Source organism: Moorena sp. SIO1G6 (assembly GCF_010672795.1).
GTDB lineage: Bacteria > Cyanobacteriota > Cyanobacteriia > Cyanobacteriales > Coleofasciculaceae > Moorena > Moorena producens.
In genome coordinates this window covers 268,113-284,057 of the sequence record NZ_JAAHFZ010000002.1, presented here as the reverse complement: position 1 = coordinate 284,057, position 15,945 = coordinate 268,113, and the positions used below count along the sequence as shown (strand labels likewise).

The window sequence follows — 15,945 nt, the reverse complement described above, 5'->3', positions numbered from 1 at the left end:
GTTCCCTACCTTGGATAAATTTTCAACTTGAATCATTAGGAGTGAGTTATGGCAAGTTTAGGATCGGTTGTGCCTTTAGGAGCAAATGCGGCTTACGCTGGAGTGACTGGGGCGTTGGGAGCTCGCCTTGACCCCTACCAAGGCTTTAATTTCCTGATTGAAATTGGGGGGTTAATAACGGGTGGGTTTAGTGAGGTCAGGGGTCTAGAAAGTGAGATTGAGGTAGAGGAACGTCCTGAAGGAGGTCAGAATCGTTATGTTCATCAGTTAGTAGGTCGAACTAAGTATCCGAATTTGATCTTCAAACATGGTCTAACCGGCATCGATAGCCTATGGAATTGGTATCAGGCCACTAGTCGAGGTGTAATTCAGCGTAAAAATGGCACAATTATGCTGCTAGACCGCCACCAGATACCAGCCATGTATTGGAATTTCAAGCAGGCTTTGCCAGTGAAGTGGACTGGTCCAGAGTTTAATGCCAACAGCAATGAGATTGCATTCGAGACCATTGAGTTAATTCACAAGGGGATTACCAAACCACTTCTGAGTCAAGCACTATCTGGAGGACGAGCGGTTGCTGGACTAGCAGGAGGATTGTGATGACATCTCAACCTCAGGTCAGTAACAATCAGACTTGGTCAGAGAGTATCAACCCACAACTGACGCGACGACTCCTGCGCCCGATGGTCAGCCCTGGTGTGATTGGTACTCAAATAGCAGGGTCAATTATCTCCCGGGTCCAAGGGATGACCAATGGACTGCCCTTAATGGGTAAGTTGATCCAACGCCAGCAGCGGTTAGAGGGTCAATCAGCAGCAGCAGTTCCGATCGTGTATGCTCAGCGAATCCGGCCAGCAGCAAAACAGGTAGAGACGGGACATGTTACTTCTCCAATTACCTCTACCAATGTTGCTTCTCCAACTAGAGAAACAGGTAAGGAACTACCTTTGAGATCAACTAGATTTCAGGTCGATAAAGATACCTCAGTACAAAAAAGTACAGGGTCAAATTCCCAGAAATCTAGAGAAAACCCTACACCCCAAACTTCAAATTCAATCCCCTATGAAAGGGGTAAATCGGGGACAAAACCATTGATTGTCCAGGCAAAATTTGTCAACTCCACTAAGAGGAATTCCCAGAAAGTAGATTCTGATCACAAACCCCTAGTTTCTGGTCTTGAATCGTCTAGGGAAACTAGACTATCCTCTGACTTATCCTGGCCAGTTGTGCAAGCCAAACCAATTAACTTCCAGCCATCAAGTAGTTCTGAAAGTAGTTCTGAGAAGATGTTGGTAAAGTTGCCTAACCCTCCTAATCCTGAAGGAACGGGTGGTACTCAACATTCCTTTCCTACTAGAGCAGGAGTTGGGGGAGAGGTCAGTTCAGACAATTTAAAAAACAATTTAAAAAACAATTTAAAAAACACCAATACCACTTTGCCAACAGAGTCTAAGCTATCCTTAGGCAGTTCCGGAAACCTGACCCAGTCGCCAGTTATTCAACGGTCCCCAAAGCGATCGCTTAACAAAGAGATAGTTTCTAGCCCATCCCAGGGAAATCAGCCACTGATTCAACCCACCCCCGAGCGACCAGTGATCAAAGAGATAGTCAAGAGCCCATCCGAAGGAAACCAGCCACTGATTCAACGCTCCCCGGAGCGACCAGTGGTTAGAGAAATTTCAGGAAAAGATGGTTATCAATTATCTGCTCCCCTGATTTTTTCTGCCTCTGGGGTCAATAGAACGTCAGTTTCTGGCAACGGACTAGGAGTTAGTAGTGGCCCATCTATGGCTCATAATGGCTCTGGAGTTATCCAAAGAATGCCATCTGTCAACGGTGCATCAGTATCAACAGCTGTATCAACTACTAGGTTACAGGCAAATACCGTGATTCAGAAAGCATCAGAAAATACTTCAGCCGCTACCACAAATAATCAGTCTGTGGAGGACATTGATGTTGATGAACTAGTAGACAAAGTACACCATAAACTGATGCAGCATTTGACCATAGAAAGTGAGCGGAGAGGATTAACACAATGGCATTAACAGGGTTTAAAAATCTAGCCCAAAAAACACTAAACCAAACCAAAGGATTAACAAGTAGTATCTTTGGGGCAGAGTTAGATAAATTAACCATCCTCAAGGAGCAGCCAGGAAAAAGATGGCAGATGGTTTTTCCAGAAAACAAACCAATGCCTCTATTCAATCCTAATGAAATTCAAATTACCAAGACAACCCAATGGCGTCATGAAACTCTCAAAAACCGCGATCGCGGTGATACTAAATTTATTGGTGGGGATCCAGCAACCCTGACTCTCGACCTGTTTTTTGACACCTACGAGGGACTACCTGAGAGTATATCCGGGGGCGGCAGCTCTCCCCTCAAACGAGTTGCATCGGGAGCGGCAACAGCGGCTTCATCTTTAACTGGTGTGTATGGATTATCAGCACCCAATGCCGTAGATGTTCGAGAGTATACGAATAAAATTTTTGAGTTGACTCTGATTGACTCTGATTTAAAACGTCCCCCTGTATGTGAACTGTGGTGGGGGGCATTTAACCTGATTTTTAAGGGGTATCTCGGACAACTAACCCAGCGCTTTACTATGTTTACCCCTAATGGGATGCCAGTCAGGGCCGCTCTCAACTGTACTTTCCAGCAGTTCATCCCTGAAGAGGATGAGGAACGGGAAAAGCCCAGTTCTCTAGCACGGGATGACGACCCGATCCATGTTGTCCGACGTGGAGAAACCCTGAGCAGCATTGCGGGTGTTGAATATAATGACCCGAGCTTCTGGCGAGAGATTGCCAAGGCTAATGGGATTACTAATCCCCGTAACCTGACACCAGGTCAAGTTCTGACCATCCCGGTACTTAATCTAACCTAAAATTAACCATGCTCTCGACACCTCCTCAAGCTAGTACCAATAGCATCGCTACCTCAGTCCCTGGCTTCAGAATTCTGATCAGGGGACAACAGTTGCGGTCTGATGTGATGGCAGTAATTGTGGATGAAAACGTTAGTACTCCCACTATGTTTACGATCAAGCTTGCCAACTGGGATCAAGAAAATCAGGAGTGGATTGATCCGCAACTGTTTAAGCTAGGCAATGAGGTAACGATTTTTATGGGCTACGGGGGTAGTGGAGGGAAACTGCAAAAATTGATGATGGGTCAGATCACCGGTCTGGAACCAGAATTTGCCCATGGGGAAATTCCTCTGTTAACAGTGCGGGGCTACGACTACAGTCATCGATTGCTTCGGGGTTACAACACTCGCTCGTTTACTAAAAAGAAAGACAGCGATATCGCTAGAGATATTGCCAAAAAAGCGGGTCTAAAGTATGGGGGAGTAACCACAAAGCTGGTTTTGGACTATGTAATACAGCATAACCAAACAGATATGGAGTTTCTTCAGACCCGTGCTCAACGACTGGGTTATGAGGTTGTGGTTCAAGATAAAACATTATATTTTCAGCCCCATCAGGACAAATCCAAGTCAGTGTTGACTCTAGTTCAACGAAAGGATCTGCTCAGTTTTTCTTCCCGACTGACCAGCTTGACCCAGGTGGGACAGGTGGAGGTGCGCGGTTGGAACCCGAAGGACAAGAAAGCCTTCATTGGGCGAGCCAGCCCTGGTTCTAGTACTAACAAGAGCGGTGCTAAGGCTGTAGATCCGGCTTTGGGTAGTGGAAAAAAAACCAGCGAACGTTTGTATCGACCTGTGTTTAGTAGAGAGGAAGCTGAGCAAATCGCTCAAGGGGGATTTAATAACATGGCCCTAGAATACATCAGTGGGGAGGGCTTGTGTGTCGGACGCCCTGACTTGCGAGCAGCTACTGTTATTACTATCCAAGGGGTGGGCAAACAGTTTAGTGGTGACTACTATGTCACCTCCACCATTCATAGCTATTCCCATAAACGAGGTTATCGCACAGCATTTAAGGTTAGGAGGAATGGGACATCATGACAAGCATCGATTTACTAAGTAATTTGCTAGGTCCCCCTGAAATACGAGGTCGTTTATATGGGGTGACTATGGGAATAGTGACTAACAATGGCGATGAGGAAAACTTAGGCCGAGTCAAGGTCAAGTTTCCTTGGCTCTCAGATGATGATGAAAGCTATTGGGCTAGGGTGTTAACTCCCATGGCTGGTAATGACCGTGGTATTTACTTTTTGCCGGAAGTTAACGATGAGGTGCTGGTAGCTTTTGAACAAGGTGATATCAATTTTCCCTATATCCTAGGGGGGTTATGGAATGGCAAAGATCAACCCCCTGAGTCTCCTGAAAAAGACAAAGAAGATAGTAAAAAAAAGACTATTAATAAGCGTACAATAAAATCCCGTAGTGGTCATATTATTCGCTTAGATGATACTAAGGATGAAGAAAAAGTTGAGGTTATTTCCCATAATAAACATACTATCCGTTTAGATGATACTAAGGAAAAAGGTAAAATTGAAGTAATTGCTCAAAGTGGTCATGCTATTCGCTTAGATGATACTAAAGGTAAAGAAAAAATTGAGGTGATTGATAAAACTGGCAAGAATAGTATCATTATTAATACCAAAGACAATTCAATTACCATTGAGTCTAAGGAAGGTAAACTTAAACTTGGTGGTAAGGGGATCGAAATTATTTCCGAGGAAGATATCAAAATTACTGCCAAGAATAACCTGGATATGAAGACAGATAAGTCATTTAAAGTTGATGCTAATGGTAGCAAAATTGAAACTAAGAAGGGGATGCATTTTAAAGCTAGTAAAGACGTGAAGATTACCGGTAATACGGTATCAATTAATTAAGCAATCAGCTTTCAGCAATCAGCTTTCAGCAATCAGCTTTCAGGAATCAGCTTTCAGCAATCAGCTTTCAGCAATCAGCTTTCAGCAATCAGCTATTAGCTTATACCTTAACTTCACAGCGTCGAAGCTTGTGCCACTCTACTTGAGGTGCTTTTGAATAAAATATAGCGCAAGGCAATAGGCAATAGCTGAATATAATAGCTTTTGCTGCTTTTATAAATGTCAAGTGCTATAACCTAACAGCTGACCGCTGACTGCTGACCGCTGACCACTGACCACTGACCACTGACCGCTGACCACTAAAGGCTGAATACTGTTATCTAAGTTGTATAGAGTATGAAAAATCATGGGTAAACCGGCAGCCAGAAAAGGCGATTTAGTGGTGACATCTTGTACGCACCAAGTCCAGGGTCAACCACCTGCTCCTGCGCCGCCTATTGTAGCGCCAATGCCAATTCCTTTCCAAGGAAAATTCGAGCAAAAGTTGAGTAAAAAGGTCAAGATTGGTGGTAAATTGGTGGCCTTAAAGGGCAGCCAGGGAAAAACCCAGGTACACCCACCGATACCGCCACCGGGAACGTCACCAATCAAGTTTGTCAAGGAACCTAACAAAACAGCTGAAATTACTAAGGGTAGTTCTTCTGTGAAAATTGAGGGTAAACCAGTGGCGCGCATTGGTGACCCAGTTAAGACCTGTAGTGAATTACCCCCTCCCCACGGCACAGTATCCCCTGGGCCTGGTAAGCCGACGAAGGTATTTATTGGCGGTTGATAAGGAGATGTAACCATGACGACTACTGATTTTCTCGGAGTGGGATGGAATTTCCCCGTAGTACTCGACGAAAATAAACAAATCGAAATGGCCCAATATGAGGATAGTGTCCGCCAGTCGATTTGGATGATTCTGAGTACTTCTCCAGGAGAACGACTGATGCGCCCGGATTTTGGCTGCGGTATTCATGATTTAGTATTTGCCAGCAACAGCGCTGGGACAGCTGGACAATTAACAGTGGAGGTACGCCGAGCCTTGACCCAGTGGGAACCGCGCATTGAAGTTCTAGATGTAGGTGTCTACCCGGATGAGACCCAATTTAATCGTCTCCTGATAGAAATTAACTACCAAGTGCGCCGTACTAATAATCGCTTTAATTTAGTTTATCCATTCTATTTAGATTATTAATTTGGAGTGTGGGGTGTGGGGTGTAGGGTGTGGGGTGTGGGGTGTGGGGTGTGGGGTGTGGGGTGTGGGGTGTGCCACAGAATGCGATCGCATTCAAATTAATCACTCGGTTAATCTTCGGGTGGGCAGTGCCACAAAACGCGATCGCATTCAAATTAATCAGTCTCAAGCACTGCCCACCCTACATCTAGATCAACTTGTGATTAATCAAATGGTGGGGTGTGCCACAGAATGCGATCGCAACCAAATTAATCTTCGGGTGGGCAGTGCCACAAAACGCGATCGCATTCAAATTAATGCCATGATGCACTGCCCACCCTACATCTGTTCCCTAGGTGGGCAGTGCCAACAAATGCGATCGCAATCAAATTAATGCCATGATGCACTGCCCACCCTACATCTGTTCCCTACTCCCTACTCCCTACTCCCTACTCCCTACTCCCTAATTTCTTATGCAAGCTCCAAAGATTGATCAACGTAGCTATGAAGACATCGTTACCTATACGGAGGCGTGCGCTAAGGCGTTCACAGACTGGCGTCCTTTGGCAGATAACAAGCCGGATGGTGGTCGGTCACTAATTCGTATTTTTGGTCATCTGGCAACGATTGTCAGCGATCGCATCAATCAAGTCCCGGATAAAAACTTCCTCGCCTTTCTGGATTTGATTGGCACTAGCATTGGACCACCTAGACCAGCGCGAGTACCCTTGACCTTTTATTTGGCAACTGGTAGCACAGAAGCCTTGGTTCCTGCTCAGACGGAGGTGGCAGCACCGCCCACAGAAGGAGAGGAAGAAGAGGTCATTTTCGAGACCGAGCGTGATTTAGCCTTGACCAATGTGCAGCTGCAAGCAGTGTTTGTGCGGGAACCAGAACAAGACCGCTATAGCGATCGCACTCAGCAAGCAACGGGTCAAGAAGATACTGCTTTTCTAACCTTTGCAGGGGATCAGCCCATCGAACATTCCCTCTATTTGGCTTGTGACGAGCTGCTCACCTTACCTGAATCGAAAACTCTCACCCTAACCATTGACTCTCCTAATGCAGTTGGGTTAGCAGCAGTACCAATCACTTGGTCTTACTGGAATGGTGAGGTTTGGAAACCAATACTAGGAATTATTGAGGGCTTAGAGGTTGAAATTGGCTATGGTGAAGTTATCGTCCAACCTGGAAAGGCGATAGATTACCAAGGTCGAGAGATTAATCTCCTTGAAAAATATGACCTTGACCTGAGCGGCAATACCAATCAAACTAGGCTAGTGGTAATTTCCTACAGTGACTCAGAACCAGTGGTGGAACTGATTGCTGAGACCGATACTAGCAAACCAGCGAATAGTCATATCCGTTTGGCCCGTCTAGACATTGACGACCAGAACCAAATTAGCAAGTCCTTCCCAAGCTTGACTAATTCAGGTAACAGTGAGTGGGAAGTGTCCATTGAGAATCTGCCAGTCCCCAGTCAGGAGAGTATTAATGGGATCAATGCTGCCTGGCTTAAAGCTCAGCTTACCAATACTCCTTTACCTCCACCTCAGTTATTGCCACAGATCAATCACATTAGTGCCAGTGTGCAGATTAATGGCAGTGATGTAGCACCAGAGTTGTGCTTTTTCGATACCGATGAACTGGATCTCAGCAAAGATTTCTATCCCTTTGGTGAGGAACCTGGTTTCAACGATACCTTTTATCTGGCTAGTCAGGACGTTTTATCCAAACCTGGAGCCGAAGTTACCGTTGATTTGGTTTTAAGTAGTGATGCTCCACCGGTTAATACCACTGGGGGTGTGGAAGTCCGCTGGGAAGTCTGGAATGGTAGTACTTGGGAGATAGTTAAACATAATAGTTCTGGTCTGTCTGCTGCCAACTTCACGATTGGCGGTGCATTTACTTTCACCCTCCCTGACCAGATGGGACCCCAGCCAGTAAATGGGGAAAGTAATTATTGGCTTCGTGCTCGGATTATCACGGGTAATTATGGTACTGAGGAAGCTACCGCAGAAGAAACCAGTACCACACTCCAGCCATCTCGTGCCATTAGCACCACACTCACTCAAGCTGTCAGCAGTGGAGCCAATACCCTACAGGTCAGTAGCGCTAGTGGCTTTCAAGATAATGACTCTATTCTGATTGGGGCAGACACTAGTCAACCGGAATATGCGCAAATTAGTAGTATTAGCTCTAATACCCTAACTCTGACCAATACTATCTATTCCGACCATGCCAGTGGAGCAACGGTGGAACTTTTTGAACAAGAGGTCAGCAGTGGTATCAACACCATCAAGGTAGATAGTGTCAGAGGTTTTTTGCCTAGCGATCGCATTCGGATTGATCCAGGTACTGACAAGCAGGAAGACTTGGAGATTGCTAGTATCAATTTCAACGAGAATACCCTCACCCTGACGAGCAACCTCACTCAATCTCATCCAGTGGAAACGAGTGTGGTACTCCTACCAGCCTCAGCTTTAGCTCCACCAGTGGTAAAATCCCTCACCCTAAGCTATAGCTACAACTCAGGTGATTCCCCTCTCTCAGCTTGCTTGACCTACAATGATTTCACTTATGTAGATTGCACCACTCAAGCTAACCAAGATGGCTCCCCCTTTGAGGCTTTTACTCCCACTCAAGACCTGAGACCCACCCTTTACCTAGGCTTTGACGCCCCCTTCGCCAACCGCTCCACCACTATCTATGCCCAGGTAGAACCCCCAGCACCAGGGGAATTGGCCACAAGTCCTACCATAACTCAGCCAGCAGTGGTAGTAGGAGAATATTCCAGCCCTGAATATACCAGTCCTGACCGTTGGATGCGTTTAGGCGTGGAAGCTGATGAAACCGCTGCCATGAGTCAACCGGGTTTAGTCCAGTTTATTGGACCAACTGACTTGACAAAGCAATCAGAATTTGGTAAAGAATTATATTGGCTGCGAATTCGCTGGCAAGGGGGTGATTTTAGAGTGCCACCCCGACTACGGCGGTTGCTGCTGAATACAACTTGGGCGACCCAGGCAACCACCATTGAAAATGAAATCCTTGGTTCGAGTAATGGGAATCCCGATCAGACCTTCTCCACCCTCCAATTTCCTGTATTAGAGGGTCAACAGCTGGAGGTGCGGGAAGAGGAAGAAACGGATCTACAAGAGGAGGTGTGGGTAGTTTGGCAAGAAGTATCAGATTTCTATGGTTCCGGACCGGAAGACCGTCACTATGTTCTCAATCACCTGACGGGAGAAGTAAGCTTTGGCAACAACCAACAGGGAAGGATACCACCCCTAGGTAGCAACAATATCCGTATGGTTTACTACCGCACTGGTGGTGGTAAACAGGGTAATAAAGCAGCTGAGACTATCACCGAACTCAAGACCACAGTGCCTTATGTAGATAGTGTCACTAACCTAGAAGCTGCTAGTGGTGGAGCCGAGCAGGAGTCTCTAGAGTGGGTTAAGGAACAAGGGCCGAAGACATTGCGCCATCGGTACAAAGCTGTAACTGCCGAAGACATTGAGGATTTGGTCTACCAAGCATCTACCGATGTAGCTAGGGCATGGGCAATTACTCCTGAATTTAACCCAAAAGACTTACAGTGGTTGCCAAACTACTACCTGCCGTTGGAGCAATCAGGGACGATCACGGTCAGTTTATGGTCCCAGGGTAATAATCCCCCAACCAGCTATCAGCTACAGGTCAAGATTAATGGTCCAGGACAGACCATAGCCTATGAGGAAAAAATCTTTACCGAGGAAGCTAGCGGACGCGAACTGAGTTACCCAGTCACACCCAGCCAATTCAGTCTTGGAAGCGAATGGTACGTGACTATGGTCAACTTGGGCGATGTTAACGTTAGCGGTGATGTCACCATCGAGTACCCTGATGGTTCTCTGACAGGAAATTTCAACCTACCCCCCAAGACCACAAGTGACCATGCTGACAATAGCCCTTATCTAGACAGAGACGATGTCGGTCAAGTGGAACTGATTATTCTACCGGATTCTTCAGCACGGCAACCTACTCCCAGTCTTGGTTTGCTCGACTTAGTAGAAGAATACATCCTGGCTCGCTGTGCCCCCACCCTAGACCTGCGAGTGACGGGACCCTATTGGGTAGAAGTTACAGTCACAGCTGAGGTTGTACCCCTCTCCTTAGACCTTGCCGAAGAAGTTGTAATTGGGGTCAACGATGCCCTGAACCACTTTTTACATCCCCTGACTGGTGGCGTGGATGGTCAAGGCTGGCCTTTTGGTCGTCAACCCCATAAATCAGACCTGTATCGGTTAATCGAATCCGTCCCAGGTGTGAATTATGTTAACTATCTCTCCATTGACCTAGGCGAGATACCTGAGGAACAAAGCAACCGATTCCTAATCTATTCCGGTGAACATCAGATTAGTTTGGGTCAGTCTTATTGAATTAAGAATGTAGAATTAAGAATTAAGAATGTAGAATTAAGAATTAAGAATGTAGAATTAAGAATTAAGAATGTAGAATTAAGAATGTAGAATTAAGAATTAAGAATTAAGAATGTAGAATTAAGAATGTAGAATTAAGAATGGTGAAGTTAGAAGTTAAAATGGTGAAGTTAGAAGTTAAAATGGTGAAGTTAGAAGTTAAAATGGTGAAGTTAGAAGTTAAAATGGTGAAGTTAGAAGTTAGAATTCACCATTCACCATTCACCATTCACCATTCACCATTCTGCCTTGTGCCTTCTGCCTTGTGCCTTCTGCCTTCTGCCTTCTGCCTTGTGCCTTGTGCCTTGTGCCTTCTGCCTTCTGCCTTCTGCCTTGTGCCTTGTGCCTTCTGCCTTCTGCCTTCACCATTCTAACTTCTAAATTCTGCCTTCACCATTCACCATTCTGCCTTCACCATTCTAAATTCTAAATTCTAAATTCTACATTCTACATTCTAAATTCTCACAACCAACTAATGACAAATGCCACTACCACTACCTAACCTAGATGACCGTAATTATGCTGACCTCTTAGAAGAGGCTATTTCTCTAATACCGAAAGAGTATCCTGATTGGACTGACCACAATCCTACTGACCCTGGCATCATCCTGATCGAGATGTTGGCTTGGTTGACGGAGATGGTGATTTACCGGACTAATCAGATTCCAGATGAAAACACACAAATGTTTCTCAAGCTGCTTAATGGTTCCCAGTGGCAGCTGGAAGGGGATTTGGAGACAGCAGTGCAGCAAACCATTGTGGATTTGCGGCAACGCTACCGGGCAGTCAGTAGTGAGGACTTTGAACAACTGGTACTACAAGACTGGCAGGAAACACCAACCGCTAAGGCTCTTGGTCCTTTTGGGGTAGTCGCTAGGGCTAAATGCATTTCTCAGCAGAATCTGGCTTTGAGTCAAGCAACTGCCAGAGAAGAACCAGCCCCAGGAAACATTAGCTTGCTGGTGGTTCCTCAAACTTTAGCTGATAACTACAGTTTGCTCTCCTTTGATGGCCAGGATGATTATCTGGAAATCCCTCACTCAGACCAACTCAATTTTGCTAACGATCACGATTTTGCCATTGAACTTTGGGTCAGACCTGAAAAAGTACAAGCTAGAACCCAAGAAACCCATAATAGTATCCTAGAAAAAGGTAGTGGTTCTGGGGGTTTTCCTTATGGGATTAGATATGAAAATCGCTCTGGTAAATTACAGGTAACTAGAAGTGATGGTACTAACTTTGCTACCATTAGTTCTACCAAAGCGATTAATGATGACAACTTTCATCACGTTGCTTTTGTAAAAGATAGTTCAACACTGTACTTATATCTTGATGGAGAATTAGAAGGCTTTACTGAAGATATCACTTCAGATAATACAATTAATAATTCATCCCTTTATCTTGGCTGTCGAGGTAACCAAAGCAATTATTTCCAAGGCATAATTACTCAATTGCGGATTTGGGAGGGAGTCCGCTTGCAGGCAGACATTAAACAGGAGATGAATGACTTTCTTAAAGGTACAGAAAAGGGATTAGTTGGTTGCTGGGATTTGGGTGAAGGCTCTGGTAGCATTGCTAAGGATAAGACTGCTAACCAAAATCATGGAACTATCCAAGGAGCCAGTTGGTATCAACCCAATATCACTGCTTCACTGTTGCAAGGCTTATGGTCTTTCTTGGATGAACGGCGGTTGCTGACTGTACGCCATCACGTAGTTACCCCAGACTACCTACCCTTGCGAGTTTGGGCGCGACTCTATCTAGTGGCGGGGGGCAATGCCCAGCAGGTTCAAGACCAGGCAAACCAGGAAGCACAAGCTTTCTTCCACCCAGTTAATTCCCAGTCTTATTGGGATGGTCAGGGTTGGCCTTTTGGTAGGAGTATTTACGTTTCGGAGCTATATCAATTACTGGATCGCATCCCTGGAGTGGACTATGTCGAGGATGTCATGGTTCATACTCATGAGCTAACCACTACTGTTTTAACTCAGGCAAGCTCAAGATCCCAGACTCAGATTACCGTTAAAGACACCACCGGTTTTAACCTAGGGGATACTATTCAACTAGACCCCAGCAGTAGTGATCAGGAATACTATACGATTAGTAGTATTGAGGAAGGACTAAAACAATTGACCTTGTCTTCAGGTTTAAATAAAGCTTATGGACTAGGTACCATGGTTTTCCGTCCCCTTAGTTTTGAGATTACTGAAGATAGCTCCAACCATCTTGAGTTCAAGGTGAATCAAGTAACGGGATTGGCAGCGGGGGATACGGTTGGGATCATTCCTACTAATAGCAATCCAGAAAATAGAGAAATTGACACTGTTGATTTTTCCAGCAATAAAATTACCCTCAAACAAGCTCTCAGCCAAGCTCCAACCACAGGGACAAAAGTGGTTCAGTTAGGAACCTGGCGGGAGGAACGCACTACACCCAAAGAAACCTACCAGTTTATCGAAAAAGAGCTGATCAGAGTTAAACTTAAAAACTATGAGTTAGTAGACTTTAACGTACAGTTGAATTTAGTAATCATGGAATACATAGGGGAGCAATGGCAATTAACTAGTTAGTAAGGGAGTAGGGAATCGGGAATCGGGAATCGGGAATCGGGAATCGGGAGTAGGGAGTAGGGAACAGTGAGTGGAATCGTAGTAGGGTGGGCATTGCTCTCGGAAGCTCTTTGATCAGTTCCCGGATCAATTAAATGGGCAATGCCCACCGATGCCCTCAAGGAACTCCCAGGATGGAATAGGGAATCGGGAACAGGCAAGTGATCTCCCCATCTCCCCATCTCCCCATCTCCCCATCTCCCCATCTCCCCACTATTCCCTATTCCCTATTCCCTATTCCCTTTTTCAACAATTCGTGTGTTTAAAACCTAGATACAAACGCGCTTATGTCCAACAACCCAAGTAGCTATCTAAACTATCTACCAGCTAACTTTCAGGAAGACCCTTTTGTTGGTCGGTTCCTGCTAGCGTTGGAGCGGGTAATGAGTGGCTTTTTACCCAGGGATACTGATGATCCGAATCCTGAGCAGTTGGCTCTAGAAGAGTACATTGACCGTATCCCTACTTACTTCAATCCCTATAATCATCCTGATTTACCAGTAGAGTCAGAGATAGCACCAACTGAGTTTATACCTTGGCTGGCCAGTTGGGTGGCTTTAAGTTTGCGAGATGATTGGAGTGAGGAGACTAAACGCCGATTTATCAGCAATATTGTGCCTCTCTATCGCCAACGGGGGACTAAGGCGGGAGTGAAGCAAATGCTAGAACTTTACACTCAAGAAGAGGTCAAAATCTACGAATTTGAACAACCTGCTCATTACTTCCAGGTGACAATCACCTTGAACGAGCGAGACCCTAAACTGCTGCAACGTCAGGAAGAAATTGCTAAGGCAATTGTCAATCAGGAGAAACCAGCTCACACCTTTTATGCTTTGCGGGTGTTAATACCCGGTATGCAAATTATTAATGAGCCCACTGAGAGTAAACCAGGCATCATCGTTGGGGTTACTACATTATTGGGCACCACAACGATATCGTAACTAAGGGAGAATTAAAATGGCAGATTATATTCAGTATCCTTACATTGACAAGCGAGTACGCTACTTCGACGGTGAGTTTTTAAAAGACCAGGATTTTATTGATGAACAAAAATATCATATTGACCGACAGCGCCGCCTAGACCAATTCCTCCGGGTTTCGGGCATTTGTGATGGTTTGACTCTTGAGACTGCTACTAATCAGGTGATTGTCACACCTGGTACGGCTCTTGACAGTGAAGGCCGACAGATTATTCTGAGTACAAACTCTCCGCCAATTGATCTCAGTGCCCACAAAAATCAGGAAGTTTACTTAGTTATTTCCTATCAAGAAGAACAATCGGATCAAACAACTGATGGAGGTTTGGGTAGCAGTGGTGCCAGGCGCTGGCATGAAAAACCCAATATCCAAGTTGCTACCCTGGGAAATGTGCCTGAGGACTCGATTGTTCTGGCAAAGCTGGCAATTGCTGGAAACGGTAATGTGACTCCTGATCTCAGTGTACGCCAGTATTCTGGAGTGCGTTTGCCTAGTGGTAATTTGGATAGTGGTGCAATCACTGGACCGACCCTGCGTTCTGGTGGTAATAGTGCCAGTAGTTTGGTTGTTATTGAGGGAGATTTGAGTGTTACAGGTACAGGGGATTCTTCCTTTGCAGGTAGCCTTGGTATCGGGATAACTGGACCGAGCAAGAAGCTTCATGTGGAAAGCGGTGAATTGAGAGTTAGAGCCAGCCATAACAACGCAGATGCTGATATCGGGGCATTCTACGCCCAAAATCTCACCCAAGGGATTGGAATTGGCTACAATCGGATCGAAGCGATTGGAAGTAATACTGATCAGGATATTAACCTTATCCCAAAAGGTAATGGAGAACTAATTGTAGATGGTGGTAATTTGACTGTTAGCGCAGGCGAAATTCAACTCGATGGTGCTCAACAAATTGTCTTTACAAAAAATGACACTAGCAACAACCTAAAATTGCAACTTTGGGATGGATACGGACTGGGTATCAATAGTCAGACTTTATTTTATGCTGCCAATGGCAACCACTCCTGGAGAGATAATAATGGCACTAATGAGAGAATGGTGTTAACCACAGCAGCCAATGGTGGTTTGACTGTCAAGGGTACAGGCAACTCTTCTTTTGCAGGTAGCCTTGGTATCGGGACAACAGATCCAGGTTCATCGAAATTAAAAGTACAAGGGAATTTAACTGTTACAGGTAATAGCACTCTCAATAATTTGACCATCGACGACTCTGCAACCCTCAGTTTCCAGAACAACACGCGGCAGATGATAAATTTGTGGGCTTCAAGCTATGGCATCGGTATTCAGAGTCATACACAGTATTTTCGCACCGCTGAAAACTTTGCCTGGTACAAAGGTGGCTCTCATCACGATAACGAACTGAATCCTGGTAGTGGTGGCACAGTCCAGATGGTGATTAAAGATGGTAATGTTGGCATCGGGACAAACGATCCAGGTTCATCGAAATTAAAAGTACAAGGGAAGTTGACGGTTAGCGCAGGCGAGATTCAACTCGATGGTGCTCAACAAATTGTCTTTACAAATAGTGACACTACCAACAACCTAAAATTGCAACTTTGGGATGGATACGGACTGGGTATCAATAGTCAGACTTTATTTTATGCTGCCAATGGCAACCACTCCTGGAGAGATACTAATGGCACTAATGAGAGAATGGTGTTAACCACAGCAGCCAATGGTGGTTTGACTGTCAAAGGTACAGGCAACTCTTCCTTTGCAGGTAGCCTTGGTATCGGGATAACTGGACCGAGCAAGAAGCTTCATGTGGAAAGCGGTGAATTGAGAGTTAGAGCCAGCCATAACAACGCAGATGCTGATATCGGGGCATTCTACGCCCAAAATCTCACCCAAGGGATTGGAATTGGCTACAATCGGATCGAAGCGATTGGAAGTAATACTGATCAGGATATTAACCTTAT

Annotated in this window: 14 protein-coding genes and 1 pseudogene; 12 read left to right on the top strand and 3 right to left on the bottom strand. The window is 45.3% G+C overall.

Annotation, left to right across the window (positions count from 1 at the left end; genetic code table 11):
- The first annotated feature begins 48 nt into the window (after positions 1 to 48).
- From F6K63_RS04240 to F6K63_RS04220, 5 genes are read left to right on the top strand one after another with little or no spacing between them, the layout of a single operon-like run.
- A complete protein-coding gene (locus tag F6K63_RS04240; protein ID WP_287310951.1) occupies positions 49 to 600 on the top strand; it encodes a phage tail protein in 552 nt (183 codons plus the stop codon).
- Positions 600 to 2,045, top strand: a complete 1,446-nt coding sequence (locus tag F6K63_RS04235; RefSeq protein WP_287310949.1) for a hypothetical protein — start codon at positions 600 to 602, stop codon at positions 2,043 to 2,045. The genes F6K63_RS04240 and F6K63_RS04235 overlap by 1 nt, the downstream gene beginning before the upstream one ends.
- Positions 2,036 to 2,887 (top strand): CIS tube protein, encoded by an 852-nt coding sequence (locus F6K63_RS04230; RefSeq protein WP_287310947.1) that lies wholly within the window; start codon positions 2,036 to 2,038, stop codon positions 2,885 to 2,887. The genes F6K63_RS04235 and F6K63_RS04230 overlap by 10 nt, the downstream gene beginning before the upstream one ends.
- Positions 2,888 to 2,895: 8 nt before the next feature.
- Positions 2,896 to 3,969 carry a phage late control D family protein gene (locus tag F6K63_RS04225; protein WP_287310946.1) on the top strand — a complete coding sequence of 358 codons (1,074 nt, stop codon included), beginning with the start codon at positions 2,896 to 2,898 and terminating at the stop codon, positions 3,967 to 3,969.
- Positions 3,966 to 4,805: a phage baseplate assembly protein V gene (locus tag F6K63_RS04220; protein ID WP_287310944.1), complete on the top strand. Its 840-nt coding sequence runs from the start codon at positions 3,966 to 3,968 to the stop codon at positions 4,803 to 4,805. The genes F6K63_RS04225 and F6K63_RS04220 overlap by 4 nt, the downstream gene beginning before the upstream one ends.
- A gap of 222 nt (positions 4,806 to 5,027) precedes the next feature.
- Here the strand turns inward: F6K63_RS04220 and F6K63_RS04215 are convergent, their stop codons facing one another.
- Positions 5,028 to 5,153: a hypothetical protein gene (locus F6K63_RS04215; protein WP_287310942.1), complete on the bottom strand. Its 126-nt coding sequence runs from the start codon at positions 5,151 to 5,153 to the stop codon at positions 5,028 to 5,030.
- Here F6K63_RS04215 and F6K63_RS04210 point away from each other — a divergent pair.
- The 4 genes from F6K63_RS04210 (at position 5,152) to F6K63_RS04195 (ending at position 10,388) form a co-directional block, all read left to right on the top strand.
- Positions 5,152 to 5,577 carry a PAAR domain-containing protein gene (locus F6K63_RS04210; RefSeq protein WP_008184150.1) on the top strand — a complete coding sequence of 142 codons (426 nt, stop codon included), beginning with the start codon at positions 5,152 to 5,154 and terminating at the stop codon, positions 5,575 to 5,577. The genes F6K63_RS04215 and F6K63_RS04210 overlap by 2 nt on opposite strands.
- Positions 5,578 to 5,592: 15 nt before the next feature.
- Entirely contained in the window at positions 5,593 to 5,985 is a 393-nt protein-coding gene (locus F6K63_RS04205) for a GPW/gp25 family protein (protein WP_008184152.1), read from the top strand.
- 13 nt (positions 5,986 to 5,998) lie between these two features.
- Positions 5,999 to 6,358, top strand: coding sequence for a hypothetical protein (locus F6K63_RS04200; RefSeq protein ID WP_044493151.1), 360 nt, complete (start codon positions 5,999 to 6,001; stop codon positions 6,356 to 6,358).
- A 79-nt stretch (positions 6,359 to 6,437) separates the two neighbouring features.
- On the top strand, positions 6,438 to 10,388 hold the full coding sequence (locus tag F6K63_RS04195) for a putative baseplate assembly protein (RefSeq protein ID WP_287310939.1): 3,951 nt from the start codon (positions 6,438 to 6,440) through the stop codon (positions 10,386 to 10,388).
- Between the two features lie 261 nt (positions 10,389 to 10,649).
- On the opposite strand, the gene F6K63_RS04190 is transcribed toward F6K63_RS04195, so the two are convergent.
- Positions 10,650 to 10,796: a hypothetical protein gene (locus tag F6K63_RS04190; protein ID WP_287310937.1), complete on the bottom strand. Its 147-nt coding sequence runs from the start codon at positions 10,794 to 10,796 to the stop codon at positions 10,650 to 10,652.
- Between the two features lie 113 nt (positions 10,797 to 10,909).
- On the opposite strand from F6K63_RS04190, the gene F6K63_RS04185 reads away from it, so the two are divergent.
- The gene (locus tag F6K63_RS04185) at positions 10,910 to 12,997 is read left to right on the top strand and encodes a LamG-like jellyroll fold domain-containing protein (RefSeq protein WP_287310936.1); all 2,088 of its coding nucleotides are present in this window, start codon (positions 10,910 to 10,912) and stop codon (positions 12,995 to 12,997) included.
- Here the strand turns inward: F6K63_RS04185 and F6K63_RS04180 are convergent.
- Positions 12,994 to 13,242, bottom strand: coding sequence for a hypothetical protein (locus tag F6K63_RS04180; RefSeq protein ID WP_287310934.1), 249 nt, complete (start codon positions 13,240 to 13,242; stop codon positions 12,994 to 12,996). The genes F6K63_RS04185 and F6K63_RS04180 overlap by 4 nt on opposite strands.
- Positions 13,243 to 13,323: 81 nt before the next feature.
- On the opposite strand from F6K63_RS04180, the gene F6K63_RS04175 reads away from it, so the two are divergent.
- Both F6K63_RS04175 and F6K63_RS04170 read left to right on the top strand, forming a co-directional pair.
- Entirely contained in the window at positions 13,324 to 13,977 is a 654-nt protein-coding gene (locus F6K63_RS04175) for a phage tail protein I (RefSeq protein WP_287310932.1), read from the top strand.
- 16 nt (positions 13,978 to 13,993) lie between these two features.
- Positions 13,994 to 15,945, top strand: a pseudogene (locus F6K63_RS04170) (hypothetical protein); the annotation flags it as partial.

Bases quoted from the DNA above. Each gene is read 5' to 3' on its own strand.
- F6K63_RS04235 (WP_287310949.1), top strand. From the start codon at position 600: ATGACATCTCAACCTCAGGTCAGTAACAATCAGACTTGGTCAGAGAGT.
- F6K63_RS04185 (WP_287310936.1), top strand. From the start codon at position 10,910: ATGCCACTACCACTACCTAACCTAGATGACCGTAATTATGCTGACCTC.
- F6K63_RS04175 (WP_287310932.1), top strand. From the start codon at position 13,324: ATGTCCAACAACCCAAGTAGCTATCTAAACTATCTACCAGCTAACTTT.
- F6K63_RS04230 (WP_287310947.1), top strand. From the start codon at position 2,036: ATGGCATTAACAGGGTTTAAAAATCTAGCCCAAAAAACACTAAACCAA.
- F6K63_RS04215 (WP_287310942.1), bottom strand. From the start codon at position 5,153: ATGATTTTTCATACTCTATACAACTTAGATAACAGTATTCAGCCTTTA.
- F6K63_RS04240 (WP_287310951.1), top strand. From the start codon at position 49: ATGGCAAGTTTAGGATCGGTTGTGCCTTTAGGAGCAAATGCGGCTTAC.
- F6K63_RS04210 (WP_008184150.1), top strand. From the start codon at position 5,152: ATGGGTAAACCGGCAGCCAGAAAAGGCGATTTAGTGGTGACATCTTGT.
- F6K63_RS04220 (WP_287310944.1), top strand. From the start codon at position 3,966: ATGACAAGCATCGATTTACTAAGTAATTTGCTAGGTCCCCCTGAAATA.
- F6K63_RS04205 (WP_008184152.1), top strand. From the start codon at position 5,593: ATGACGACTACTGATTTTCTCGGAGTGGGATGGAATTTCCCCGTAGTA.
- F6K63_RS04225 (WP_287310946.1), top strand. From the start codon at position 2,896: ATGCTCTCGACACCTCCTCAAGCTAGTACCAATAGCATCGCTACCTCA.
- F6K63_RS04195 (WP_287310939.1), top strand. From the start codon at position 6,438: ATGCAAGCTCCAAAGATTGATCAACGTAGCTATGAAGACATCGTTACC.
- F6K63_RS04180 (WP_287310934.1), bottom strand. From the start codon at position 13,242: ATGGGGAGATGGGGAGATGGGGAGATGGGGAGATGGGGAGATCACTTG.
- F6K63_RS04190 (WP_287310937.1), bottom strand. From the start codon at position 10,796: ATGGTGAAGGCAGAAGGCAGAAGGCACAAGGCACAAGGCAGAAGGCAG.